A 24535-nucleotide genomic window follows, 5' to 3' on the forward strand; every position below is an offset into this window, starting at 1 on the left:
GGACTCATGACATGCCCGACGGGCCGCCCGATTTTCTACAACTCTAGCCATCCACAGGCTGCCTGCGGATCAGCAACGAGGCGGTTCGCCACCGGCAGAAATCGTGTGCAGCGCCTCGACGGCGTGAGTCAGCGTGTCCACCTTCACCAAATCCATGCCGTCCTGAGGCGCCGAGCGCGCCTCGGTGCAGTTGTCGGCCGGCACCAGGAACACCGTGGCACCCGCTTCCTTGGCGGCCAGCATCTTGTGGGTGATGCCGCCGATAGAGCCGACCTTGCCCTCGCCGGTGATGGTTCCGGTGCCCGCGACGAACTTGCCGTCGTTGAGATCACCGGTGGTCAGCTTGTCGACGACAGCGAGGCTGAACATCAATCCCGCCGACGGGCCGCCGATGTTGGCCAGATTGAAGTCGATGCCGAACGGCGCCCACGGCGCATCGAGCACACCCACGCCGAGGAATCCGTAGTCCCGATCCGGGTTGTCACCGAGCGTGATGGTGGCGACGCCGGGCGGAGCGTTCTTGCGACGGAAGTCGATCACCAGCTGCTCACCCGGCTTGGTCTTCTTCAGAATGGCCTGAAATTCGTCGAGGTTGGCCACCGGTATCCCGTTCACCCCGTCGATCGCGTCACCGTCACGCAGCTTGCCCGCCGAAGGACCGGGATCGGTGACGCTCTGCACGGTCACCGCCACCGGGTACTTCAGAAACGACAGCGCCGCGTACTCGGCGCTGTCCTCGGACTTTTTGAAATCCGAGTTGTTGGCCTCATCGATCTCGTTCTTCGACTTGTTCGGCGGGTACACCAGGTCGCGCGGAACCAGTTGCTCACGGCCCGACATCCACAACGCGATCGCCTGGCCGAGGGTCAGGCCGTCCCGCTGGGACACCGTGGTCATGTTCAGATGCCCCGAGGTGGGGTGGACCACAGAACCGCCGGCTCCGTCGGCGCTCTTGATGTCGACCACCTGTTTGCCCTCGACCTCGCCGAGCGTGTTGAACGTCGGACCGGGCCCCAACGACACGAAGGGCACCGTCACCACCGACAGCAGGACGCCGAATGCCACGATCGGCACCAGCGCAACCAGCAGCGTCAAAATCCGCCTGTTCACGCCGCCCACAGTAAGGCCTGCAGCATCGTGTTCACCCACAGCGTGACCCACGGGCGCACCCGAACACCCCGGCATGAGTACCGTTGTAGATATGCCTGACCTGCCCTTCGGCTTCTCCGCCGGGAACGACCCCGACCGAGACAAAGACAAGAAGGACCCCGATTCGGGGTCCGGGTCCGACAACTCCGGGCCAGGTCCGGGCTCGGATCCGTTCGGTTTGGGCATGGGCGGAGCCAACTTCGACATGGGCGACCTCGGGCAGATCTTCACCAAGCTCGGCGAGATGTTCAGCGGCGCAGGCAGTGCCATGGGCGGCAAGCAATCCGGCCCGGTCAACTACGACCTGGCCCGGCAGTTGGCGTCCAACTCGATCGGGTTCGTCGCGCCGGTGCCGGAGAAGACCAGCGGCGCGGTCGTCGACGCGGTACGGCTCGCCGAGACCTGGCTCGACGGGGTCACTCCGCTGCCCGCGGGCACCACCAGGTCGGTGGCGTGGACCCCGAGCGACTGGCTGGACAACACGCTGGACACCTGGAAGCGGCTGTGTGACCCGGTGGCCGAGCAGATCTCCGCGGTGTGGGCATCGGCGCTGCCCGAAGAGGCCAAGAGCATGGCCGGTCCGCTGCTGGCGATGATGTCGCAGATGGGCGGCATGGCGTTCGGCTCCCAACTGGGCCAGGCGCTGGGCAAACTGTCCCGCGAAGTACTCACCTCCACCGACGTCGGCTTGCCGCTGGGCCCCAAGGGGGTGGCAGCACTCATGCCGGAGGCCATCGAATCGCTGGCCGAAGGCCTGGAGCGGCCGCGCAGCGAGATCCTGACCTTCCTGGCCGCCCGTGAGGCCGCCCACCACCGGCTGTTCAGCCATGTGCCGTGGCTGTCGAGCCAACTGCTCGGCACCGTCGAGGCCTTCGCCAACGGCATGAAGGTCGACATGTCGGGCATCGAGGACCTCGCCCGCGGATTCAACCCGGCCTCCCTCGGCGACCCGTCGGAAATGGAGCAGTTGCTCAACCAGGGCATCTTCGAGCCCAAAGCAACCCCCGAGCAGGAAGCCGCCCTGGAACGGCTGGAGACCCTGCTCGCGCTCATCGAGGGCTGGGTGCAGACCGTCGTCACCGCGGCGCTGGGCGATCGCATTCCGGGCACCTCGGCGCTGGCCGAGACGCTACGTCGTCGGCGCGCCACCGGAGGACCCGCCGAACAGACCTTCGCCACGCTCGTCGGCCTCGAACTGCGCCCCCGCAAGATGCGCGAAGCCGCGGTGCTGTGGGAACGGTTGACCGAGGCGGTCGGCACCGATACCCGCGACAGCGTGTGGGAGCACCCCGACCTCCTGCCGAGCGCAGCCGACCTCGACGATCCGGCGGGCTTCATCGACCGGATGATCGGCGGGGACACCAGCGGCATCGACAGCGCCTTCGAACAGGCCATCGCCGACCTGGAGAAAGAGCAGCGCCAGGGCGGCAAGGGCGACGCCGACAGTGACGGCGGCAGCGAGTCCTGACCGCCCCACGGCGGCCTGTGGATAACTGAAACGGCGGCCCTCGCCACCGTGGCAGAGTTTTCGCATGACGCGCTATGTGCTCGCCGCGGGCCGACCGATCCTGCTGCGTCCCGACGGGGCCGTTCAGTTGGGCTGGGATCCGCGGCGCGCGGTACTGGTTCGCCCACCGACCGAGATGAGCCAGGTACAACTGACCGATCTGTTGCGGGCACTGCAGGGCGGCACCACCCGCGACGAATTGATCGCGGCCGCAGAATCATTCGACGACGACACCATCGACGAGCTGATCGCCGCGTTGACCGAGGCCGGAATGCTCACCGTCACTGCCGCCCCCTCGCGGCCGACCCGGTCGGCATCCATCCGCGTGCACGGTCGCGGACCGCTGTCGGAACTGCTGGCCAACGGCCTGCGCTGCTCAGGTGCCCGGGTCAGGCACAGCACCCACCCCCACACCAGGTCGGTAGCGGCCGCCACCGACCTGGTGGTGCTGGCCGACTACCAGGTCACCGACCCGCGACTGCGCCAAGAACTGCATCACGGCGGAATCGCCCACCTGCCGGTGCGGGTGCGCGACGGCGCCGGCCTGGTGGGGCCGCTGGTCATCCCCGGTCGGACCAGTTGCCTGCAGTGCGCTGATCTACACCGCACCGATCGCGACGCGGCGTGGCCTGCCGTGGCAACCCAACTCAGGGGTGCCGTCGGCAGCGCCGACCGCGCGACCATCCTGGCCACTGCGGCGTTGGCGCTACGGCAGGTCGACCTGGTGATCCGCGCCGTGGGACACGTCGACAACGACCAGCCTGCACCCACCGCGCCGCCGACGTTGAACACCACCCTCGAACTCGACGCCGACGGATACTCGATCGTCGCGAGGCGCTGGTCCCGCCACCCCGACTGCCCATGTTGAAAACGAATGTTGCCAGTTGGCTGCGGGCTGTTCAGCCGAGTCATGGATGATGGTCTGGTGACCGAGATCAAACGGGGAAGCGTCGCACGTAATGCCAAGCTCGCCGGGCTCGCCGGAGGCATGGCCGGCCGCGCCGCACTCGGCTTCGGCAAGCGCCTGACCGGCAAGTCCAAGGACGAAGTCACTGCCGAATTGATGGACAAGGCCGCCCAACAACTGTTCGCCGTACTCGGTGAGCTCAAGGGCGGCGCGATGAAGGTGGGCCAGGCGCTGTCGGTGCTGGAGGCGGCCATCCCCGAGCAGTACGGCAAGCCGTATCGGGAGGCGCTGACCAAGCTGCAGCGAGAAGCACCACCACTCCCCGCCGCCAAGGTGCACCGGGTGCTCGATGCGCAGCTCGGCACCAAATGGCGCGAGCGGTTCACCTCGTTCGACGACACCCCGGTGGCCTCGGCCAGCATCGGTCAGGTGCACAAGGCGGTCTGGTCCGACGGCCGCGAGGTCGCCGTCAAGATCCAGTACCCCGGTGCCGATGAGGCACTGCGCGCGGACCTCAAGACGATCCAGCGTCTGGTCGGCGTGTTCAAGCAGCTGGCCCCCGGCGTCGACATCCAGGGCATCGTCGACGAGTTGATCGAACGCACCGACATGGAGCTCGACTACCGCCTCGAAGCCGAAAATCAGCGTGCGTTCGCCAAGGCATACCGGGACGATCCGCACTTCTGCGTCCCCGCCATCGTCGCCAGCGCGCCGAAGGTCGTGATCGCCGAATGGATGGATGGCATCCCCATGTCGGTGATCATTCGCGACGGCACCCCCGAACAGCGGGACCTGATGGGCACCCGGCTGTCCGAACTCACCTTCGACGCTCCCAAGCGCCTGCAGATGATGCACGGCGATGCCCATCCGGGGAACTTCATGCTGCTGCCCGACGGCCGGATGGGTGTCATCGACTTCGGCGCCGTTGCGCCGCTTCCCGACGGTTTTCCGACCGCCCTGGGTGAATGCATCCGGCTGGCCCGGGACAAGAACTACGACGCGTTGCTGCCCACCATGGAGGAAGCGGGTTTCATCCAGAAGGGCGAGCAGGTTTCGATCGAGGAAGTCGACGACATGCTGCGCCAGTACGTCGAACCGATCGAGGTCGACGTCTTTCACTACAACCGTCGGTGGATTCAGCGGATGGCGGCCGGCCAGATGGACAACTGGGTGGCCCAGATCAGGACCGCCCGCCAGCTCGATCTGCCGCCGAACCTGGCCATCCCGTTGCGCGTGATCGCCTCGACCATTGCAATGTCCTGCCAGCTCGATGCGCATGTACCGATGAAAGCGATTGCCACCGAACTGGTTCCGGGTTTCGCCGACGAGGCAGCCTAATCGCGTCGAATGTCACGCTGGAGTGATGCCCGGCTTCGGGCGTCACTCCAGCGTGACAATGGCGGGTGCTTAGGCGGCGGCCGGGTTCCCCGCGGCGTTCTTCCGCGGACGCCCACGCGGCCGCTTGCGGGCCACGACGGTTCCGCGGTCCAGGATCTCACCGCCCCAGACACCCCACGGCTCCTGCCGTTCCAGCGCAGCCGTCAGGCACGCGTTGCGGATCGGGCAATCCGCACACAGCGCCTTGGCCTGCTCCAGATCGACTGGGCTCTCGGCGAACCACAGATCGGGATCCCCGATGTGGCACGGCACCTCCGGTAGCCGCTGCTCGCATGTCACCGGCGCGACGCTCACCTCCGGAGCGGTCATCGCAATGGACATGTGCTTATCCCCCTGCTTCCTGGTCGTAGTTGTCGGTGATCTGTCTTTCGATGGATCTGCGACCAGGTTTCTGGGGTGGAGAACAACTCCCAAAAAATTTGGCCACGGATCCGGTTGTCTGCGGGTCCGTGGCCAATTAGGCGGTGATGGGAGCTCTTCTTAGAAGGGGCTCCGATCCACGGACGCGCCTGTCGCGGCGGCGGGACGGCGCTTATGCTGCGGGGCAATAGCAGCGGCGGCCGGCCATGCGGCGGCGGAGGGGGCAGCGGCGACGGCGAGTACGGACGAGGGCATGCCTGCGGCCGCTACACCACTGAATTCGATGTTGCTATCCATTGCGGGCACCCTCCTTCCGTCTCGTTACCAGAGCTGTGTTACGAGGCTAAAGCCTAACAGCCAAATCGCACAACCTATTTTCTACCTGCGGTTTTGGCGCAATTTTTACGAATCTTGGCGGTCTTTCACCCGTCCGACGACCAACTCCAGGACATCCGGGCCGTACTGCTCGAGCTTGCGGGCACCGATGCCGGGCAGCGCCACCAGTGCGGCGTCGTCGGTGGGCAGCGACTCGGCGATGGCAATCAGGGTGTTGTCGGTGAACACCACGTACGCCGGCACTTTCATCTCCTTGGAGACGCGCAGCCGCCACTCCTTGAGCTCGGCGAGCAGCTCCTCATCCATGTTCGAGGGACAGGTTTCACAGCGGCGCAACATGATCGCCGGTGGGGTCGTCAGCGCGGCATTGCACACCCGGCAGCGCGATGCCGGCCCACGTTGACGACGCGAGCGGTCCGGGCCCGACCCTGACGCATTCTGTAGTTGCGGGGCAATGCCGTTGAGGAACCGCGACGGCCGACGACCCTGCCGCCCGCCGGGAGCGCGGGCCAGCGCCCAGCTCAGCCCGAGGTGCACCCGGGCCCGGGTCACCCCGACGTAGAGCAGGCGACGCTCCTCCTCCACGGGCTCGCTGTCCGGCCCGTGCGCGAGCGCATGGGAGATCGGCAGGGTGTTGTCGGCCAGGCCGACCAGGAACACCGCATCCCACTCCAGGCCCTTGGCCGCGTGCAGCGAGGCCAGTGTCACGCCCTGCACCACCGGCGGGTGCCGGGAGTCGGCCCGTTGTCGCAGTTCGGCGACCAGGGCCCGCAGGTCCAGTTCCGGACGCACCGAGACCTCTTCGTCGACCAGTTCGGCCAGCGCCGTCAACGCTTCCCAGCGTTCCCGTGCCTTGGTGCCCGCCGGGGCGTCGGCCGTGAGCCCCAGCGGCTCAAGCAGCTCACGTACGAGGGCCGCCACGTTGTCCTCGGGTACGTCACGATCGGCGAAGCGTTGCATCGCCACCAATGCCTGACGGATCTCCTGGCGGCTGAAGAAGCCCTCACCACCGCGGACCTGGAAGGCGATCCCGGCCTCGGTGAGCGCCTCCTCGTACACCTCGGACTGCGCGTTGATCCGGTACAGCACCGCGATTTCGGCCGGCTCCGTGCCATTTTCGATGAGCTTCTTGATGGACCGCGCGACGGCGTTGGCCTCGGCCACCTCGTCGGCATATTCGGAGAACGTCGGCTCGGGACCGGGATCGCGTTGCCCCACCAGATGCAGCTTGCTGCCGGCCATCCGGCCACGGGCGGCGGCGATGACCCGGTTGGCCAGTGACACCACCTGCGGTGTGGAGCGGTAGTCACGCTCCAGCCGCACCACCGCGGCGTCAGGGAATCGCCGCGAGAAGTCCAGCAGGAAACGCGGAGTGGCCCCGGTGAACGAATAGATGGTCTGGTTGGCGTCACCGACCACGGTGAGGTCGTCGCGCTCGCCGAGCCAGGCGTCGAGCACCCGCTGCTGCAACGGCGTGACGTCCTGGTACTCGTCGACGACGAAGCAGCGGTAGCGGTCACGGAATTCCTGGGCGACCGCGGCGTCGTTCTCGATGGCCGCCGCGGTGTGCAGCAGCAGGTCGTCGAAATCCAACAGCGCCGAGCCGTCACGGCGGGCCTTGAGCGCCTCGTAGCCCGAATAGACCGCCGCGACCTTGGCCGCATCGAACGGGATGTCACGTCCGACCTTCGCGACCGCCGTGCTGTAGGCCTCCGGAGTGATCAAAGATGCCTTGGCCCACTCGATTTCGCCGGCCAGATCGCGAACGTCGTCGGTGCTGGTCTGCATGCCGGCCCGGTTCGCGGCCTGAGCGACCACGGCGAACTTGCTGTCGAGCAGCTCCCACCCGGTGTCGCCGACCAGGCGCGGCCAGAAGTACTGCAGCTGCCGGCGCGCCGCGGCGTGAAACGTCACCGCCTGCACCGCGGCGGTGTTCACCCCCGACTCCTGGCCCAGCACCCGCAACCGGGTCCTCATCTCCCCCGCGGCGCGCGCGGTGAACGTGACCGCGAGCACCTGGCTGGGCGCAACGTGGCCGCCGGCTACCAGGTGCGCGATCCGGCGGGTGATCGTGCGAGTCTTGCCGGTGCCTGCACCGGCCAGCACGCACACCGGGCCGCGGGCGGCCAGCACTGCCTCCCGCTGCTCATCATCCAGGTCGCCCAAAGCGGGCGAGGGAGCCTCCAACGGCATGGGGACCATGATGTCAGGGACCGCTGACATTCCCGGGCCCGGCGTGCCTCCGGCCTATGACTGCCGGCTCAGCCACTGGTCGAAGGTGGTGGACGCGATGCGGGCATTCTTGCCGGGCAGCAGCGCATTGCCCGCCATCGTCACCCCGAAGATCGACGACCAGGTCGGCACCAGGGTCACCTCGCGGCCGCGCACGGCCAAGGTCCGTCGGGCCATGTCGACCAGATCCTGCGGTTCCGGACCGGCCACGTCGACGTAGCGGTTCTGGGGGTCACCCACTGCGACCTCGGCCAGGACCGCGGCCACGTCGTCGGGATCGATGGGCTGGACCAGAAGTGGCGCGATCTGGGCGCGGCCGTCCTGCTCCGTCCAACTCACCACCATTTCGGCGAAATCATGGAACTGGGTGGCCGGCACGATCGTCCACGGCACCGCCCCAGCCTCGACCAGACGCTCCTGCTCGCGTTTTCCGGCGTAGTGGGCGTTGCCCTCGACATCGTGGATTCCGACGATCGAGAGCAGCACATGGTGCCCGACACCGGCGCGTTCCTCGGCGGCCAGCAGATTGCGGGTCGCGGTGCCCAGGTATTCCTCCGTGCCGTCCCGGTCGGCAGGCGGGGCACTGATCGCGTCGACGACCGCCTGGACACCGGCCAACGCGGCGTCGAGACCGTCCCCGCTGGACAGGTCCACCCCGTTCGAGCGGCTGATCGCCACCACCTCATGCCCCGCGCTCTGCAGAGCAGCGGCCACGCGCGCCCCGATGTTTCCCGTCGCTCCGGCAACTGCGATTCGCATGGTGTCTCCCGTCCGGTGTGATCACCTGTCCCGAACTATTGGACCAGCCCGCTCCGACACCCGCTCACAGCAGGAGCCGACGCAACTCCTCACGGCCGCTGTCGTCGAGGGGCAGCAGCGGCAGCCGCGGCACCCCGACTCCCCGGCCCAGCAACTCCAGTCCACCCTTGATCGTGGTGGGCAGACCGCCGGCCACGATGAACTCCAACAGCGGACGAAGGCCTTCGTACAACGTCTCGGCCCGAGCCGCATCCCCCGCGCGGATCGCGTCGTAGAGGTCCAGGCACGGTTGCGGACGCAGGTTCGGCGCCGCGGTGCACCAGCCTTTCGCTCCCGCATTGAAAGCCTTGAGCGCCAACGGGTTATTGCCGTTGTAGAAGGGCAGCTGCCCGTCGCTCAACTCGGCGATCCGGTGCATCCGGGACAGGTCGCCGGTGGATTCCTTGACCATGGTGACGTTGTCGATGTCCTTGAACATCTGCACCAACAGTTCGGGCTGCATGTCGATACCACTGGTGGCCGGGTTGTTGTAGACCATGATCGGAATGCCGATCGCAGCGCCGATCGCAGCGTAGTGCTGGGCAATCTCCCGCTCGGAGAGCTTCCAGTAGGAGATCGGCAGCACCATCACCGCGTCCGCGCCTGACCGCTCGGCGTACTGCGCCCGGCGAATGGTGTTGGCAGTGGTCAGATCCGAGGCACCGATGATGACCGGCACCCGACGGTCCACCACCCCGATCGTCGTGTCGATGACGGCATCGAACTCGGCTTCGGTGAGATACGCCGATTCACCTGTGCTGCCGAGCGGGACGATTCCGTGTGCTCCGCCGGCCACCAGACGGTCGACCAATGCGGCGAGCTTGTCCGTGTCGATCCGATCGTCATCGGTGAACGGCGTCACCGGATAAGCGAGAATTCCATGGATCTCAGTGCGTGCGGTCATCGCGGCGTCCTTCTTGGGATATTGGGTTAGCTGGTCAGTGCATCAGGATGATTGCGGAGCGCGCGCCGGGCGTAGTAGGCGAAGTTGGCCTGGCTCCGCTTGGGCCGCAACGTCCAGTCGTGGGCCTCACGTGCCAGCCGCGGAGGCAGGTCGGCGATCGTTCCCGCCGCCATGGCGGCCAGCTGCAGTTTGGCGCCGCGTTCGATCAGCATCGCCAGCGAGCACGCTTCCTCGACGCTGGCCCCGGCGATCACATGTCCATGGTGGGCCAGCAGGATGGCCTTCTTGTCTCCCAGCGCGGCACTGATGATCTCGCCCTCTTCGTTTCCGACCGGAACTCCGGGCCAGTCGGCCAGGAACGCGCAATCGTCGTACAGCGGCGCGATATCCATCTGCGACACGTGCAGCGGAACTTCGAGCATCGAGAGCGCGGCGACGTGGAATGGGTGGGTGTGCACGATGCACTGCACATCGGACCGGGCCCGGTAGATCCAGCTGTGGAATCGATTGGCGGGGTTCGCCATCCCGTCGCCTTCGAGAACTTCGAGATCCTCGTCGACAACCAGCAGATTGTCTTCGGTGATCTCGTCGAAGCCCAATCCCAGCCGTTGGGTGTAGTACGTACCCGGCTTCTCCGCACGGGCGGTGATCTGGCCCGCCAGCCCGGAATCGTGGCCGGCGTCGAACAGGGCTCGGCAGGTCAAGGCCAGTTTCTGCCGCGTCGTCAGGGTGGAATCCTCGATATGGGTCGACAGCCGATCGAGCGCCCGCTGCATCAGGACTTGTTTCGAATCACCAAGCGTGGTCGTCATCTCGGCATGCCTTTCTACGCGGAGGGACCTGCGACACAATTACGACTGTAGGACACTTTGTGTCCTCTGGTCAACGTTATACAGTTGGTGTCATGGTTCTGGCAGCAGCGATCCAACTCGACGCGGTACTCGCCGACGTTCCGGCCAATCTCGCAGCCTGCGAACGACTCGGCGACGAAGCCGGGCGGGCGGGGGCAAGAATCATCGCCTTTCCCGAGTTCTTCTCCACCGGAATCGGATTCGTCGACTCGTTGGCCCAGGCAGCGCTGCCGCCGGACGGTGCCGCGACGGACCTTCTCACGACGCTTGCCCGTCGGTACTCAGCGCTTGTCGGCGGCTCCTTCCTGTGCCGCGATGCCGACGGACACGTGCGCAACGCCTACCTGCTCGCCAACCCGACCGGCGTGATCGGGCGGCACGACAAGGATTTCCCCACCATGTGGGAGAACGCCTTCTACGTGGGCGGCGATGACGACGGAGTCCTGGACACCGGCGAGTATCACGTCGGCGCCGCAGTGTGCTGGGAACTGATGCGCACACGCACGGTCCGACGCCTCCAGGGGCGCATTGACCTGGCGATGACCGGATCAGGCTGGTGGTCGATTCCGCGGTGGCGACCACATGCCCTGTTCGACCGCCTTGAACACAACAACCGAGGCACCGCTCGCGAAGCGGCGGCCTCGTTCGCCGGGTACGTCGGCGCACCGTGCGTACACGCGGGCCACGCGGGCAATCTCGACTGTCCGATGCCGTGGCTGCCGATGAGATACCGCGGCCATTTCGAAGGCGCGACCATGATCACCACGGCATCCGGCGAGATCGTCGCCGAACGGCGGGCCGACGAGGGGGCGGGTGTGGTCCTCGGCGAGATCACCGTCGGCCGCCAGAACGCGACATTGCCCGCCCCGACCGGCTACTGGCTGCACTCGCGGGGCATCCTGCCCACCACGGTCTGGCACTACCAGCGCTGGCACGGCCGCCCGTGGTATCGACGCCACGTCGCGGGCGCACGTCCGGAGGTGTCCACCTAACCGCCGGTGCGAGCCGTCAACGGCTACGGCTGTACTCGGTGCGGGTGATCACCAGAACCTCGGCGGGCGTACTTCCCCGCTGCCGTAACTGGTGCGGCAGGGAGGCGTCGAAATACGCACAGTCACCGGGCTCCAGGGTGACGAGCGCATCCTGATACCGCAGTTCCACGACACCGACATGAACGAACACCAACTCCTGCCCGGCGTGTTCCGGGTGCGGGTGCTCGGCGAACCTGAGCGTCGGCCGCACGATGAACGGTGACATCGACTTCCCGAGCATCCCGGCGGCGACGGCTTGATGCCGGTTGCTTCCCCGCTCACCGGCGCGGTCCACGGCCAGTGTCGTCACCGATGGATCCTCGGAAAACAACTGCGCCACATCGACCTCGAGCGCACGCGCCAACTTCATCGCGACTGCAATGGAGGGAGTAGAACGCTGCCGTTCGACCTTGGACAGGTAACTCTTGGTCAACCCGGTGGCTTCGGCAAGCTCCTCGAGGGTCATGCCCCGCTGTTGACGCACAGCACGCAACAGAGCGCTCATCGCACCTCCTACCCACAACCGACGAAGCCCACCCTGGCACATGGTCCCATAGGACAGCTGGTGTCATATCGTCGACATTCCGAATTGCCGACCGGAGGACCCCTCAGTCGCCGGCAGCTGTGACCAACCCCCACAACCCCTTTGCGCCCATCTGGAGCGCGTAGTCGCTGAGAACCTCGTCCCAGTGCGCGACCGACCCGTACTCCGACCGCCAGGACAGCGCAGGCATGGCGAACTCGTGCAGGCGGTGCTCGCGGGTGGTGCCGATCGCACCGTGCACCTGATGAGCGTTGCGCACCACGACCGACGCAGCATGGCCGACGCAGGAGCGTGCCACTGCGACAAGGAAATCCAGGTGCGGTGAGGACCAGTCCGATCCAATCGCCTCTGCCAGCGCACCGTCGGTGGCCGCCCGGGCCAGCGCCGACTCGGCGGCGATGTCGGCCACGAGGTTCTGAACCGCCTGGAACTTGGCCAGCGGCCTGCCGAACTGGGTGCGTTCGCCTGCATGCTCCACGGACATCGCCAGGATCCGGTCCAGCGCGGCGCATACCTGCACTGCCCGCACCAGCGCGGCACGGCGGGTGAACTGCTCGATCACGTTGTCGGGTAACGGAATTCCGGTCAATATGGTGACATCCACGCTGACGTCGTCACGCGGCTCCCCTGCCCTGTTGCGGCCCGGAGTCACCGACAGCAACGCGGTATCCACATCGGCCACCCGGTACCCGGCACCGTCGCGCCAGAGCACCACCACCCGCTCGGCGTCCGTCACCCACGGCACCCCGCCGGCTACACCGTGCTCGTCCAGCAGGCAAGCGGTGCGCCGGGAATCGCCGACCTCCAGGCCCACCGCCTCCAACAACCAGCAGGCCAGCAGGTCGTGCTCGGCCAGCGGGATCCTCACCCCGTGCCAGGCAGCCGCGCGCAGCAGCTCGACCGCCTCGGCCCAGCCGGCGCCGCTGCCACCGGACTCCTCGGACCCGGTCAGCCGGACCAGGCCGAGTTCGCGCAACTGGTCCCATACCTCGGCGATCGCCTCACCGGGCTCGTGCTGCTCGCGGTGCGCTGCGAACACCGCCGACATCATCTCGACCAGTTCGGCGTCAACGACATTCACTAGCGCATCCCCAATCCCCGCGCAATGACCCCACGCAGCACCTCGTTGGTACCGCCACGCAGGGTGAATCCGGGACGCTGCGCCACGGCATCGGCCAGCATCGCGCAGTAACCCGCGTCGTCGATCTCGCCGAGAACATCGGCGAAATCTGCGATGTCGCCCTCGGTGGACGTGCCGAGCACCTTGACCACGGCCGCCGCCGTGTCGGCCGGTTCGTGACGCTCGAGCGCACCGGCGACGGCCATCGACATCTGGTGCAGCCCGGTGATGCGGGCCAGGTACCGGCCCAGATCGGGGTGGCGCGGCAGTGCCCCGGCACGCATGTGTGAGGCCATGTCCGCCAGCAGCGGGAACGTCGACAGGAAGCGTTCGGGTCCGCTGCGTTCGAAGCTGAGCTCCGAGGTCACCTGTTGCCAGCCGTTGCCGATGGTGCCGAACACCATGTCGTCGGGCACGTACACCTCGTCGAGGATCACCTCGTTGAAGTGGTGACTGCCGTTCATCGAGATGATGGGCCGGATGTCGACACCGGGCACGCGCAGATCCACGATGAACTGGCTGAGACCGTCGTGGCGGTGTGCGGGATCGACCGCAGCGGTGCGGGCCAGGCAGATGAACGCGTGGGCCAGATGCGCGCCCGATGTCCACACTTTGGTTCCGGTGATCGTCCAGCCGCCGTCCGCCCGCACAGCTCTGGTGTGCACGCTGGCCAGATCCGACCCGGAATCCGGCTCGCTCATCCCGATACCGAAGTAGCACTCACCTTTGGCGATGGCGGGCAAGAACTTTCGTCGCTGTCCTTCGGTCCCGTACTTGAGCAGAGAGGGGACGATCTGCCGGTCGGCGATCCAGTGTGCCCCCACCGGGGCTCCGGCCGCCAGCAGTTCCTCGGTGACCACGAAACGCTCCTGATGGCTACGCCCGTGCCCGCCGTAGGAGACGGGCACCGTCATGCCCACCCAACCCCGGGCCGCCAACGCGCGGCTGAAGTCCTCGTCCCAGCCGGTCAGCCAACTGTCGGCGCACCGGCTGATCTTGCCCGCCTGCTGCTGCTCGGCGACGAACTGTCGCACCTGCAACCGCAACTCGTCGAGCGCATGTGGGTCGCCGGCCACCGGCGGTACCAATCGGGTCATGTTCAGCTACGTTAGAGGCACTATGACTGCTACACCGACTGTGACCATGTACACCACGACGTGGTGCGGCTACTGCTCGCGGCTCAAGATGGCGCTGAAGTCCGAGGGCATCGCATGGACCGAGGTCGACATCGAGCAGGATCCGGCCGCCGCAGAATTCGTCGGTTCGGTCAACGGCGGTAACCACGTGGTGCCGACCGTGAAGTTCGCCGACGGGTCGACGCTGACCAATCCGACGATCAAGCAGGTCAAGGCCAAGGTCAGCTGACCGTCAGTCCAGGGCCGCCCAGGACTCGATGATCTCGCGGGCGATCGAGATCGATCCGGGCAGCAGCAACCGTGACCGCGAATCGCCTTGGGCCGCGCTCCAGTCACCCTGATCGAGCGCCTCGCGGATCTCGGCCCGGGTGAACCAGTCGGCCTCGGCGATCTCGCCGTCGTTGAACGAGAACGGCTGTTCCGGATCGCCGATGGCATGAAACCCCACCATCAGCGACCGTGGGAACGGCCACGGCTGGCTCCCGAGGTACTGCACGTCGGTCACCGTGAGCCCGACCTCCTCGGAGATCTCACGCACCACACATGTCTCGAAGGATTCGCCGGCCTCGACGAATCCGGCCAGGATCGAGAACAGCCGCTCGGGCCACGCGGTCTGCCGGGCCAGCACCGCACGGTCATGACCGTCGTGGACCAGGCAGATCACCGCCGGATCGATGCGCGGGAACTCCTCATGACCGGTGACCGGGTCGACCCGCGACCAGCCACCTTTCGCCGATTTCGTCACCGCGCCGTCCGCCGCACTGAACCGCGCGCGGTCATGCCAGTTCAGCAGCGCCGTAGCCGTCGCCACCAACTGGGCGCTGACGTCGTCGAACACCTCACCTGCCCGGCGCAGATCGAGCACCTCGGCCGGCGCATCCGGATCCTCGGGCCCCTCCAAGGCGCTGCGGACACCCCAGACATGCCGCCCATCGGCCAGCCGCCCCAGGAATACCGCATGCTCCGGCGGCGTGTCGGTGCCCAGACTCACGGCCTTCCCGAGCACCACCCGGCCACCGGAGATCAGCACCTGGTTGCGGCGGTCGACACGTAGCAGCAGCGCGTCGTTCCAACCCTCGGTCGCGGCATCGATGTCGGTACGCAACGCATCGGCACGATCGGCGCCGACCCGCGAGAGCAGCGGAACATTGCGCAGACCGAAGGTGAGTCGGGATGTCATCGCTCGGCGTCCGCGCTCCGGATGTAGAGCAACCGGTCGCCGGCCTCAAGGGCGTCGACCTCCGGTGCATCGACCCGCAACAGCCGACCCTCCCGCACCACGCCCAGGACGATGTCGTGCAGATGCTGCGGCGACCCACCCTCCTCTTTGGGATCGACTTCCCGTTCGGCGATGGCGAATCCGGCATCGGGAGTCAGCAGATCTTCGATCATCTCGACCACGCTCGGCGTCTGGGTGGCGATACCCAGCAACCGGCCCGCGGTCTCCGAGGACACCACGGTCGAATCCGCACCGGACTGCTTGAGCAGATGCAGGTTGTCGGACTCCCGCACCGCCGCGATGATCTTGGCCTTCGGTGCCAGCTCGCGCGCGGTCAACGTAACCAGCACCGCGCTGGCATCGTTGTCGGCCGCCACGATGATCGACTTGGCGTGCTGGGCACCCGCCAGCCTCAGGACAGCGGAATTGGTGGCGTCACCGTGCACGGTCACCAACCCGGCTCCCTTGGCGCGTTCCAGCGCGGCGGCGTTCTCGTCGACGACGACGATGTCGGCCGGCGCCACCTCGTCGCCGACCATCGCGGCGACCGCCGTGCGACCCTTGGTGCCGTATCCGACGACGACGGTGTGGTTACGCACTTTGTTCCTCCATCGCTGAATCTTCAGCGCCTGCCGGGATTGGGTAGTCAGGGTTTCCACGGTGGTACCGATGAGCACGATCAGGAAGGCCACCCGCAGCGGCGTGATGACGATGACGTTGACCAGCCGCGCCGAATCCGAATACGGCGTGATGTCGCCGTAGCCGGTGGTCGACAGCGACACCGTCGCGTAGTACAGGCAGTCCAGGAACGACAGCGGATTGTTCGCGTCCGGAAGGCTGTCGTTGTCCCGGTAGCCGTAGCGATCCGCGTAGACGATGAGCACCGCGGCGAACAACGCCCCCAGCGCGTACAGCACCCGCATGAAGATTTTGCGTGCCGGACTGATCCACGGCTCGGGGATCTGCAGCACGTCGACGAGTGCGGCAACCGGACGCGTGGTCAGGTTCGAGTCGATCGCGGCGAGTCGGCGCCGCAGCCTGCCTTTAGCCACGCGGGATCAATCTGATCAGACGCACGCCACAATGTAACCATGACCGCACCCGAGCCTCAGCGGATCGACTCCGCACACACCGCGCAACGGATGGCGGCCCTGCTCCTGGGCATGGGCACGTTGCACTTCGTCGTGCCCAAACCGTTCGACTCGATCATCCCGGCCGAACTCCCCGGCAGCGCCCGCGCCTACACCTACGCATCCGGCGTCGGTGAGCTGGCCACCGGCGCCCTGCTCGCCGTGCCCCGCACCCGGCGCCTGGGTGCGCTGGCCGCCGTGGCCCTGTTCATCGCGGTGTTCCCCGGCAACGTGAACATGGTCCGGCTGTGGTGGGACAAGCCCTGGCCGATGCGGATCCTCGCGATCGCCCGGCTGCCGCTGCAGATCCCGATGATCACCACCGCGTTGCGGGTGTACCGGAACTCCTAGCCTCTGGGCCAGAACACCTGGAAACCAACGGGTTTCGCCATCCGATGCGGGTTCAGATCTCCTCCGAACCAAGGTTTGGCAAGGCTATCGTTGCTGGTGACGTGCAAATTTGGTCGATATGGTCGGGATCGTGCCGAATCCCAGCCATCCTTCCGAGCCGCATGTGGGGTCACTGTCGTCGAAGCTGAACTGGCTTCGTGCCGGAGTCTTGGGCGCCAACGACGGAATCGTCTCCACGGCAGGCATCGTCGTCGGCGTGGCCGCCGCGACGGTGGAGCAGGCTCCGATCCTGACCGCCGGCGTCGCCGGCCTGGCCGCAGGCGCAGTCTCGATGGCGTTGGGTGAGTACGTCTCGGTGAGCACGCAGCGCGACACCGAACGCGCACTGCTGCACAAAGAACGCCGAGAGCTGCGTGAGGATCCGGCCGCCGAATTGGACGAGCTGACCGAGCTCTACCGGGCCAAGGGCCTGTCCACCACGACCGCACGCACCGTGGCCGAAGAGCTCACCGAGCACGACGCCTTTGCCGCACACGCCGAGGTCGAGTTGGGAATCGATCCCACGGATCTGACCAACCCGTGGCAGGCGGCGGCATCCTCGGCGCTGGCATTCACCATCGGCGCGCTGCTGCCGTTGATCGCGATCCTCATCCCACCGACAACGTGGCGCATCCCGGTGACCGTAGTGGCGGTGCTGCTGGCGCTGATGCTGACCGGGGCGGTATCGGCCGGGCTGGGTGGCGCACCGAAGGGACGCCCGATACTGCGCAACGTGATCGGTGGCGGACTGGCCCTGGTGATCACCTATCTGATCGGCCTGTTGGTAGGAACCGCCATCAGCTGACCCCGTCGCCTCGCCCGACCGGCCAAGGAGTTCCCGTGACAGTGATCAACGGCCTGCCCGCCCACGTCCTGCTCGTCCATGCGCTGTCACCGTGCTGGTGGCACTCGCCTCGATCGCTCAGATCTACCGCATCGGTGATCTGGGGGCGCGGTCGGTGTGGGGATCCGAGATAGCCAACCTGACGGGCTCCGGCGACAGCTAGACCTCCTGCCCCGAATCCGCCGGAGCGGCCCCGGGCTCGGCCAGCAGACCGACCAATTCTTCCTCCCCCGGCAGCGATTCGGGACTGACGGTCTGCCCTGAGCGCACATAGTGGAACGCGGCCCGCACCGATTCCGGCGCGCACCCGCGCAGCGCCGCCCAGGCCAGGCGGTACACCGCCAGCTGAACCGCGGCCTGAGCCATGGCTTCCGGCGTGGCCGGTGGCTCGCCCGTTTTCCAGTCCACCACGGTGGTCGTGCCGTCTTCGTCTACGAACACCGCATCGATCCGGCCACGCACGACGGTCGTTCGGGTCGTGCCGATCGCCATGTCGAAGGGCACCTCCACCTCGATCGGGGTGCGTGCGGCCCACGACGACATGACGAAGGCGTCCTGCAGTTCGGACAATTCGGCCGCGCCGGCACGGCCGCTGTCACTGTCCATCGCACCGGGAAGATCGTCGAGGTCGAACAGTCGCTCGGAATGGAAGAACCGTTGCACCCATTCGTGAAACGCGGTGCCCAGTAGAGCATGCGGATCCGGTCGCTGCGGCAATCGGCGGTGCAGGCGCTGCAGCGCGGCCCGCCGGTCACGGCTCAACTCCACCAAGGTGCTGACCGAGACCTGGCCGGGCAGCTCAAGCGGGGTGACCTGCGGTGCACGATCCCGTTCGGCCAGCAGCGCGTCGACGTCAGCGGCCCAGGCTTCCGCATCCGCGTCGGCAACCTCGCTTGGTTGGCCACCGGCCAACGCCTGCGCCACCAGCGCCGCACCCCGGTCGACGTCGGTCTCTCTGGCCGGGGCCGCCGGCCAGATCGCTTCGACAGCCTTGTCCCGCAACGGGTTGACCTCGCCGGCCGATGGCTCGGGAGCCCACTGTTCGACCTCACCGCACGGATCGCCCTGTCCGGCAGCATCTTCCACAATGGCCTTGATCTCACACAGGAAGTCCGAGGGGCCACGCGGCTTGCTCTCGGTCGCGCCCCAGTGATGCCCGGAGATCAGCAAGGTGTCCTCAGAGCGGGTGATCGCGACGTAGAGCAACCGGCGCTCCTCGTCGATGCGGCGCTGTTCGAGGCTACGTTTGTGATCAGATATCTTGTCCGACAAGATCTTCCGATCGTTGATGTCGGAGGTGTCCAGCACCGGAACACCCAGTTCCGACTCGGTCGCACGATCGCCGCGCAACAGCGGAGGCAGATCCGACGAGTCGGTGAGCCAGGTTCGTGCCGAGGCCGTCGACGGGAACACCCGGCCGCTCAGGTGGGGCACCGCCACCACCTGCCATTCCAGCCCTTTGGCGGCGTGCACGGTCAGGATCTGCACCCGGTCGTGCGCCACCGTCAATTCGGCGGGCGCCAGTCCGTTTTCCACCTCGGTCGCCACATCCAGGTAGGCCAGCAGCGCGAGCACCGACCCACCCGACCGCCCGGCGAAATCGGCCACCAGATCACCGAAGGTGTCGAGGTTCTCGGTCCCGGTCCAGCCCGCCACCACCGGGCGAGCTGCGCGAGCCTCGGCATCCAGTCCCGCGACCCGCCGCACCTCGGCCACCAACTCGGGCAGCGGGTGGCTCAGGTGCGCACGCAACATGGTCAGCTCACGCCCCAGGGCCTCGATCCGCGCATAGCCGGCCGGCGAATAGTGTTCGGCGGCACCGGGATCGCACAGCGCGTCGGCCAGGCAGGCCGAATCGGCATCCGGGGCGGCCTGTGCCACGATCTCGGCGGCGCTGGGCTCCCCCACCGGCCGGTCGTCGAGTTCTCTGGCCCGGCGCCACAGCGCGGCGATATCCCGGGCACCGAACCGCCAGCGCGGCCCGGTCAGTACCCGCATCACCGCAGACCCCGCGGCGGGATCGGCCACCAACCGCAGCATCGCCACCAGATCGGCCACCTCGGGTACCGCCAGCAGTCCGGCCACCCCAACCACCTCGACCGGAACCCCCCGCGCGCTGAGCGCCTCGGCCATCGGTGCGGCGTCGGCGTTGCGCCGCACCAGTACCGCTGCGGTCGGCGTGTCCGCCCCCTGCGCCACCGCACCGTGGTAGATCCGGGCCAGATGGTCTGCCACCCAATCACGTTCGGTCTCGACGTCATTCAACAACGCACACCGGATGGTCCCCGGCTCGGCGTCGGGCCGGGGCCGCAGCTCATGCACCGTCACCGACCGGCTGCGCGCCTCGGCCGACACCGCGTTGGCCAGGTGCAGGGCACTCGGCGGGTTGCGCCAACTGGTCCGCAGTTCCAGCGTCGGGGCGGGACTCCCATCGGCCAGCGGAAAGTCCGTGGTAAACCGGGGCAGGTTGGTCGCCGATGCACCCCGCCAGCCATAGATCGACTGGATCGGGTCACCCACCGCGGTCAACGCCAGGCCCTCGTCGACGCCACCACCGAACAGCGAGGACAACGCCACCCGCTGCGCATGTCCGGTGTCCTGGTACTCGTCGAGCAGCACCACCCGGAAACGTTGCCGCAGTTGCTCACCGACCTGAGGGAAATTCGCGGCCAGCCGCGCTGCCGCGGACATCTGCATCCCGAAATCCATCACCTTGCCGGCCCGCATCCGCTGGTGCAGCGCGTCGATCAGCGGCACCAGTTCGGTGCGTTCGGTCTGGGTGGCCAGCATCTTGAGCAGCCACTGGCTGGGTCCGCGGTCACGCTGGTACGGGCCGGCGGGCAGGGTGTGCACCAACCGCTCCAACTCCACATGCGTATCGCGCAATTGATCGGTGTCCACCAGATGCTCGGCCAACGCACCGGCCAGACGCAGCACCATGCCGGTGACCGCGGCGGGGGTCTTGTCGATGGCCAGCTCCCCCGGATGCGCGCACACCACATCGAAGGCCAACTGCCACAGCTCGGTCTCGCTGAGCAGCCGGGTATCCGGCTCGACCGGGAGCAGGAGCCCGTGCTCGCGCAGCAGGGTGCCGGCGAACGCGTGATAGGTACTGACCGTCGCGACCTCGTCGGCGCCGGCGGTCAGGGGCGCGAGACCGGCACCGGCGAGCCGGGCCAGCCGGGTCCGCACCCGGCGCAGCAACTGGCCCGCCGCCTTGCGCGTGAAGGTGAGGCCCAGCACCTGTGCGGGCGTCGCATAACCGTTGGCGACCAGCCAGACGACCCGGGACGCCATGGTCTCGGTCTTACCGGCACCGGCGCCCGCAATGACCACCAAGGGCCCCGGCGGCGCGGCGATCACCGCGGCCTGCTCCTCGGTCGGCGGGAACAACCCCAATGCGTCGGACAACTCGGCCGGGCTGTACCGCACGCCGACCTGCGCGGCTTCGGTCATGACCGGTCCCCCGCGGCCTGCGCCGGGCACGACGAACGCACCGGGCAGTTGGCGCAGCCGTCGTTGACGCGGGCCACGAACTGTGGCCCTGCGGTGGCTGCCGCCGCACTGCTGACCGTGCCCAGCCAGTCGGCACGTGCATCTGGTGTCATCGGATCCTGTTCGCGTTCGGTGGCGCCCGCTGCCCCCGCCTTGCCCAGGTATACCAACCGTCCCCCACCCGGCTCGTCGCCGTGCGGCAACAGCCCGGCGGCCACCGCAAGCTGATAGGTCGCCAGCTGGGCGTGCTTCTGCGCGTCGTCCTTGGTGACCGGACTCTTACCGGTCTTGAGGTCGACCACGACGAGCCGATCCGCATCGTCACGCTCGAGACGATCCAGCCGGCCCCGGACCCGAACACCCGGCCCGTCGGGCCCCGGCTCGACGAGCACGCCCTCGACATCGATCTCGGTGGCGACCTCGGTCAGCCGGCCCCGGGTGTCCGCACGCCACCGGGTGAAGGTTTCCAGCATCTCGCGGTGGCGTGACAACTCGTTGTCCGAATACCACTTCGCCTCGAAAGGCAGGCCTTCCCAGACCTTTTCCAGGTCGTTGATCAGCTGGCTCTCGGTCTTGCCGGAATCGGCGACCAATGCGTGCAGCAACGACCCGACCGTCGAACGCACGTCGCGTCCGTCGCTGCCGCCGTGGCGCTCCAGCAGCCAACGTAGCGGGCAGTCGGTCAGCATCTGCAGCGTCGACGGCGACAGGGTTACCACCTGCTCGGCCGCCGACCACAGCGGCTCCTCGGTGGACAACGCCGTCATCGTGTGCCATTGCGAAGGATCGGCCCCTGGTACCCCCGCCGCGGCCAGCCGGGCCAATTGAGTTGCCGCACAAGACCGGGACTCGTCATCGACGGCTCCCTCCGGCGCGCACACGACGGCCCGCAGTCGACCGACCACCGCCGAGGGAAGCAGCACCCGGGGTGCCGCCAACGGCGGCAGCGGCACCGACTCGGTCGCCACCTCGGCCAGCTCGGCACAGAACGGCGACGGCAGCAGCGATTCGTCCCCACCGTCGCTGTCGACGGCGGTCACCAGCAGCCGGGTACGAGCCCGGCCCATCGCCGCCATCAACAGCCGGCGTTCCTCGGCGAGCAGGGGCGCCCGGGTCGACACCGCGCGGTCATCCGGAGCGGCCACCCCGTCGAGAACATCCACCAGATTCTGCGTACCCAGGATGCCACCCCGCGGAATGGTGTTGGGCCACAGCCCCTCCTGCACGCCGGCGATCACCACGAAGTCCCACTCCCGGCCGAGTGCGGCGTGCGCGCTGAGCACCGAGACCGCGTCACGCCTGGCATTCGAGTCCGAAGCCGACATCGACGACCCCAAGGTCGCCACATGGTCCACCAGCCCGCGCAGCGACGCCCCCGCCGTGCGGCTCACGTACTGATCGGCCACATCGAACAGTGCGGTCATCGCGTCCAGGTCGCGGTCGGCCTGGGCTCCGATGGTGCCGCCCCGCTCGCTGGCGGCCAGCCAGCGCGGCTGCAACCGGCAGGCATTCCAAGCCTGCCACAGGGTGTAACGCGGATCGGCGCCGTCCCGCTCGCCGCGGCGGGCTGCGGCCAGCACCGACCGCAGCCGGCGCAGCGGCTTGACGTGTTCGGCCGACAGGCCGGCCGGCTCCGAGTCGATGGCGGCGACGAGCAGAGCGGTGAAATCCCTTGGCGGCGTGGAACCATCGGCACGCCGCAGGGCCCGCCGCAACTGCCGCAGGGTCACCGGGTCGACACGTCCGATCGGACCGGTGAGCAGACTCACGGCGCTGTCACCGTCGAGGGTCCCGGATGCCGTCACCTCCAACACCGTCAGCATGGCGGCGACCGCAGCCTGCTGTGCCAGCCCCAGATCGGTGCCGGTGGCCTGCACCGGCACCCCGGCCCCGCTCAGGGCCCGCGCCAGTGCCGCACCCACGCGCGGAATCGAACGCACCACCACCGCCATCTCGGACCAGGGCACCCCGTCGACCAGATGAGCACGGCGCAAAGCGTCGGCGATGTAGGCGTTCTCGGCGTGCGGCGTGGCCGCCAACCGCAGGGTCACCTCACCCTGTCCGCGCTCCGGGTTGCCCTCCAGCGCACGGCCGGCGTTGACTCCGGGCAGTCGGCCGGCGATACCCGAGATCGCCGAAGCAATCGCAGGGGTACAGCGGTGCGACCGGGTGAGCGTGATCGCCGGTACGTCGTCGCCGTGATCGCGCAACAACACCGGATCGGCGCCGCGGTAGGAGAACACCCTCTGGTCGGGATCGCCGGCGATGACGGTCAACCCCGCTCCGGCGGCCAGCACCCGGACCAACAGAGCGGCCTGCGGGTCGAGGTGCTGGGCGTCGTCGACGAGCAGCAGACTGATCCGCGCCCGCTCGGCGGCCAGCAGATCCGCGTCGGTCCCGAGTGCCTCCAGCGCCGCACCGACGAGTTCGGCCGCCCCCAGCGCGGGGACCGTGGCCTGCGGTGCGGCCATGCCCACCGCCGACCGCAGCAGCATGATCTGCTCGTAGGCCTGCGCGAACCGGCCTGCCGCCAGCCATTCCGGGCGTCCGGCCGACCGGCCCAGCCGCTGCAGGGCGCGCGGATCCACACCGCGCTCGGTGCAGCGGGCCATCAGGTCACGCAGCTCGGTGGCGAAACCCGCAGTGCTCAGCGCCGGCCACAGCGGTTCGGGCCAGCCGACGGGGGAATCCGCACCGTCCTCGATATCGCCGGCCAGCAGCTCCCGGATGATGCCGTCTTGTTCGGCGGTGGTGATCAGCCTCGGTGGTGGATCACCGTTGCGCTGGGCTGCCAGCCGCAGGAGCGCGAATGCATACGAGTGCACCGTGCGCACCATCGGTTCCCGCACCACGCCGTGGGTGCCCGCCCCGAGCAGCCGCGCGGTGATGGCGGCCCTGGCCTCGCCCCGCAACCGGGCCGAACCGGTCAGCAACAGCACCGACTCGGGGTCGGTGCCCGCCGCGATGTGGTCGACGGCGGTGCCGATCAACAGTGAGCTCTTGCCGGTACCCGGCCCGCCCAGCACCCGCACCACCCCGCCGCGCCCCGGTACGAGCAGCTCGGTGCCCGCCGGTGCCGGTTCGACGTGGTGTGTGGTCATGGAAAAGATGACACCAGAGGGCACCGACAAGTAGCGGAGCGGATTGGAGCGAAGGCCCCGACAAGTAGCGGAGCGCGCTCCTG

General features: G+C 67.8%; 20 protein-coding genes. 7 read left to right on the plus strand and 13 right to left on the minus strand.

Annotation, left to right across the window (positions count from 1 at the left end):
• Positions 1 to 69: 69 nt before the first annotated feature.
• On the minus strand, positions 70 to 1110 hold the full coding sequence (locus G6N44_RS09215) for a YlbL family protein (protein WP_163663328.1): 1041 nt from the start codon (positions 1108 to 1110) through the stop codon (positions 70 to 72).
• Positions 1111 to 1201: 91 nt separating this feature from the next.
• On the opposite strand from G6N44_RS09215, the gene G6N44_RS09220 reads away from it, so the two are divergent.
• From G6N44_RS09220 to G6N44_RS09230, 3 genes are all read left to right on the plus strand, one after another.
• Complete coding sequence (locus G6N44_RS09220; RefSeq protein WP_163663330.1) at positions 1202 to 2617, plus strand: zinc-dependent metalloprotease; 1416 nt, start codon at positions 1202 to 1204, stop codon at positions 2615 to 2617.
• A 64-nt stretch (positions 2618 to 2681) separates the two neighbouring features.
• Positions 2682 to 3524 (plus strand): bacteriocin biosynthesis cyclodehydratase domain-containing protein, encoded by an 843-nt coding sequence (locus G6N44_RS09225; RefSeq protein WP_163663332.1) that lies wholly within the window; start codon positions 2682 to 2684, stop codon positions 3522 to 3524.
• Positions 3525 to 3566: 42 nt separating this feature from the next.
• Positions 3567 to 4901 carry a macrolide-binding ATPase MABP-1 gene (locus G6N44_RS09230; protein WP_163663334.1) on the plus strand — a complete coding sequence of 445 codons (1335 nt, stop codon included), beginning with the start codon at positions 3567 to 3569 and terminating at the stop codon, positions 4899 to 4901.
• A gap of 69 nt (positions 4902 to 4970) precedes the next feature.
• Here the strand turns inward: G6N44_RS09230 and G6N44_RS09235 are convergent, their stop codons facing one another.
• The 5 genes from G6N44_RS09235 to G6N44_RS09255 form a co-directional block, all read right to left on the minus strand.
• Complete coding sequence (locus G6N44_RS09235; RefSeq protein WP_163663336.1) at positions 4971 to 5282, minus strand: WhiB family transcriptional regulator; 312 nt, start codon at positions 5280 to 5282, stop codon at positions 4971 to 4973.
• A 441-nt stretch (positions 5283 to 5723) separates the two neighbouring features.
• On the minus strand, positions 5724 to 7850 hold the full coding sequence (locus G6N44_RS09240; protein WP_170309387.1) for an ATP-dependent DNA helicase UvrD2: 2127 nt from the start codon (positions 7848 to 7850) through the stop codon (positions 5724 to 5726).
• 54 nt (positions 7851 to 7904) lie between these two features.
• Positions 7905 to 8648 (minus strand): SDR family oxidoreductase, encoded by a 744-nt coding sequence (locus G6N44_RS09245; RefSeq protein ID WP_163663338.1) that lies wholly within the window; start codon positions 8646 to 8648, stop codon positions 7905 to 7907.
• A gap of 64 nt (positions 8649 to 8712) precedes the next feature.
• Positions 8713 to 9591, minus strand: coding sequence for a dihydrodipicolinate synthase family protein (locus G6N44_RS09250; protein WP_163663340.1), 879 nt, complete (start codon positions 9589 to 9591; stop codon positions 8713 to 8715).
• Between the two features lie 26 nt (positions 9592 to 9617).
• Positions 9618 to 10403: an aldolase gene (locus tag G6N44_RS09255; RefSeq protein ID WP_163663342.1), complete on the minus strand. Its 786-nt coding sequence runs from the start codon at positions 10401 to 10403 to the stop codon at positions 9618 to 9620.
• 92 nt (positions 10404 to 10495) lie between these two features.
• Between G6N44_RS09255 and G6N44_RS09260 the strand changes: the two genes are divergently transcribed.
• Positions 10496 to 11434, plus strand: a complete 939-nt coding sequence (locus G6N44_RS09260; protein WP_163663344.1) for a carbon-nitrogen hydrolase family protein — start codon at positions 10496 to 10498, stop codon at positions 11432 to 11434.
• 16 nt (positions 11435 to 11450) lie between these two features.
• On the opposite strand, the gene G6N44_RS09265 is transcribed toward G6N44_RS09260, so the two are convergent.
• The 3 genes from G6N44_RS09265 to G6N44_RS09275 all read right to left on the minus strand — a co-directional run bounded on the left by G6N44_RS09265 (position 11451) and on the right by G6N44_RS09275 (position 14240).
• Entirely contained in the window at positions 11451 to 11978 is a 528-nt protein-coding gene (locus G6N44_RS09265) for a helix-turn-helix domain-containing protein (protein ID WP_163663346.1), read from the minus strand.
• 103 nt (positions 11979 to 12081) lie between these two features.
• Positions 12082 to 13068, minus strand: coding sequence for an acyl-CoA dehydrogenase family protein (locus G6N44_RS09270; RefSeq protein ID WP_163669766.1), 987 nt, complete (start codon positions 13066 to 13068; stop codon positions 12082 to 12084).
• A 29-nt stretch (positions 13069 to 13097) separates the two neighbouring features.
• Positions 13098 to 14240, minus strand: a complete 1143-nt coding sequence (locus G6N44_RS09275; protein ID WP_163669764.1) for an acyl-CoA dehydrogenase family protein — start codon at positions 14238 to 14240, stop codon at positions 13098 to 13100.
• 16 nt (positions 14241 to 14256) lie between these two features.
• Between G6N44_RS09275 and mrx1 the strand changes: the two genes are divergently transcribed.
• Positions 14257 to 14502 (plus strand): mycoredoxin Mrx1, encoded by a 246-nt coding sequence (gene mrx1 / locus G6N44_RS09280; RefSeq protein ID WP_163663348.1) that lies wholly within the window; start codon positions 14257 to 14259, stop codon positions 14500 to 14502.
• Between the two features lie 3 nt (positions 14503 to 14505).
• On the opposite strand, the gene nudC is transcribed toward mrx1, so the two are convergent.
• On the minus strand, positions 14506 to 15453 hold the full coding sequence (nudC, locus tag G6N44_RS09285) for an NAD(+) diphosphatase (protein WP_163663350.1): 948 nt from the start codon (positions 15451 to 15453) through the stop codon (positions 14506 to 14508).
• Complete coding sequence (locus G6N44_RS09290) at positions 15450 to 16544, minus strand: potassium channel family protein (protein ID WP_163663352.1); 1095 nt, start codon at positions 16542 to 16544, stop codon at positions 15450 to 15452. The genes nudC and G6N44_RS09290 overlap by 4 nt, the downstream gene beginning before the upstream one ends.
• A gap of 39 nt (positions 16545 to 16583) precedes the next feature.
• Between G6N44_RS09290 and G6N44_RS09295 the strand changes: the two genes are divergently transcribed.
• Together G6N44_RS09295 and G6N44_RS09300 are read left to right on the plus strand one after the other, a co-directional pair.
• A complete protein-coding gene (locus G6N44_RS09295) occupies positions 16584 to 16973 on the plus strand; it encodes a DoxX family protein (RefSeq protein ID WP_163663354.1) in 390 nt (129 codons plus the stop codon).
• A gap of 118 nt (positions 16974 to 17091) precedes the next feature.
• On the plus strand, positions 17092 to 17817 hold the full coding sequence (locus G6N44_RS09300) for a VIT1/CCC1 transporter family protein (RefSeq protein ID WP_276039485.1): 726 nt from the start codon (positions 17092 to 17094) through the stop codon (positions 17815 to 17817).
• A gap of 198 nt (positions 17818 to 18015) precedes the next feature.
• Here the strand turns inward: G6N44_RS09300 and G6N44_RS09305 are convergent, their stop codons facing one another.
• Positions 18016 to 21312, minus strand: a complete 3297-nt coding sequence (locus tag G6N44_RS09305) for an ATP-dependent helicase (protein WP_163663358.1) — start codon at positions 21310 to 21312, stop codon at positions 18016 to 18018.
• Positions 21309 to 24452, minus strand: coding sequence for an ATP-dependent helicase (locus G6N44_RS09310; RefSeq protein WP_163663360.1), 3144 nt, complete (start codon positions 24450 to 24452; stop codon positions 21309 to 21311). The genes G6N44_RS09305 and G6N44_RS09310 overlap by 4 nt, the downstream gene beginning before the upstream one ends.
• Positions 24453 to 24535: the final 83 nt, after the last annotated feature.

The sequence above is a fragment of the Mycolicibacterium alvei genome (assembly GCF_010727325.1).
In the GTDB taxonomy this organism is placed as follows: Bacteria; Actinomycetota; Actinomycetes; order Mycobacteriales; family Mycobacteriaceae; genus Mycobacterium; species Mycobacterium alvei.

Bases quoted from the DNA above. Each gene is read 5' to 3' on its own strand.
- G6N44_RS09220 (WP_163663330.1), top strand. From the start codon at position 1,202: ATGCCTGACCTGCCCTTCGGCTTCTCCGCCGGGAACGACCCCGACCGA.
- G6N44_RS09225 (WP_163663332.1), top strand. From the start codon at position 2,682: ATGACGCGCTATGTGCTCGCCGCGGGCCGACCGATCCTGCTGCGTCCC.
- G6N44_RS09230 (WP_163663334.1), top strand. From the start codon at position 3,567: ATGGATGATGGTCTGGTGACCGAGATCAAACGGGGAAGCGTCGCACGT.
- G6N44_RS09235 (WP_163663336.1), bottom strand. From the start codon at position 5,282: ATGTCCATTGCGATGACCGCTCCGGAGGTGAGCGTCGCGCCGGTGACA.
- G6N44_RS09240 (WP_170309387.1), bottom strand. From the start codon at position 7,850: ATGCCGTTGGAGGCTCCCTCGCCCGCTTTGGGCGACCTGGATGATGAG.
- G6N44_RS09245 (WP_163663338.1), bottom strand. From the start codon at position 8,648: ATGCGAATCGCAGTTGCCGGAGCGACGGGAAACATCGGGGCGCGCGTG.
- G6N44_RS09250 (WP_163663340.1), bottom strand. From the start codon at position 9,591: ATGACCGCACGCACTGAGATCCATGGAATTCTCGCTTATCCGGTGACG.
- G6N44_RS09255 (WP_163663342.1), bottom strand. From the start codon at position 10,403: ATGACGACCACGCTTGGTGATTCGAAACAAGTCCTGATGCAGCGGGCG.
- G6N44_RS09260 (WP_163663344.1), top strand. From the start codon at position 10,496: ATGGTTCTGGCAGCAGCGATCCAACTCGACGCGGTACTCGCCGACGTT.
- G6N44_RS09265 (WP_163663346.1), bottom strand. From the start codon at position 11,978: ATGAGCGCTCTGTTGCGTGCTGTGCGTCAACAGCGGGGCATGACCCTC.
- G6N44_RS09270 (WP_163669766.1), bottom strand. From the start codon at position 13,068: ATGATGTCGGCGGTGTTCGCAGCGCACCGCGAGCAGCACGAGCCCGGT.
- mrx1 (WP_163663348.1), top strand. From the start codon at position 14,257: ATGACTGCTACACCGACTGTGACCATGTACACCACGACGTGGTGCGGC.
- nudC (WP_163663350.1), bottom strand. From the start codon at position 15,453: ATGACATCCCGACTCACCTTCGGTCTGCGCAATGTTCCGCTGCTCTCG.
- G6N44_RS09295 (WP_163663354.1), top strand. From the start codon at position 16,584: ATGACCGCACCCGAGCCTCAGCGGATCGACTCCGCACACACCGCGCAA.
- G6N44_RS09300 (WP_276039485.1), top strand. From the start codon at position 17,092: ATGGTCGGGATCGTGCCGAATCCCAGCCATCCTTCCGAGCCGCATGTG.
- G6N44_RS09305 (WP_163663358.1), bottom strand. From the start codon at position 21,312: ATGACCGAAGCCGCGCAGGTCGGCGTGCGGTACAGCCCGGCCGAGTTG.
- G6N44_RS09310 (WP_163663360.1), bottom strand. From the start codon at position 24,452: ATGACCACACACCACGTCGAACCGGCACCGGCGGGCACCGAGCTGCTC.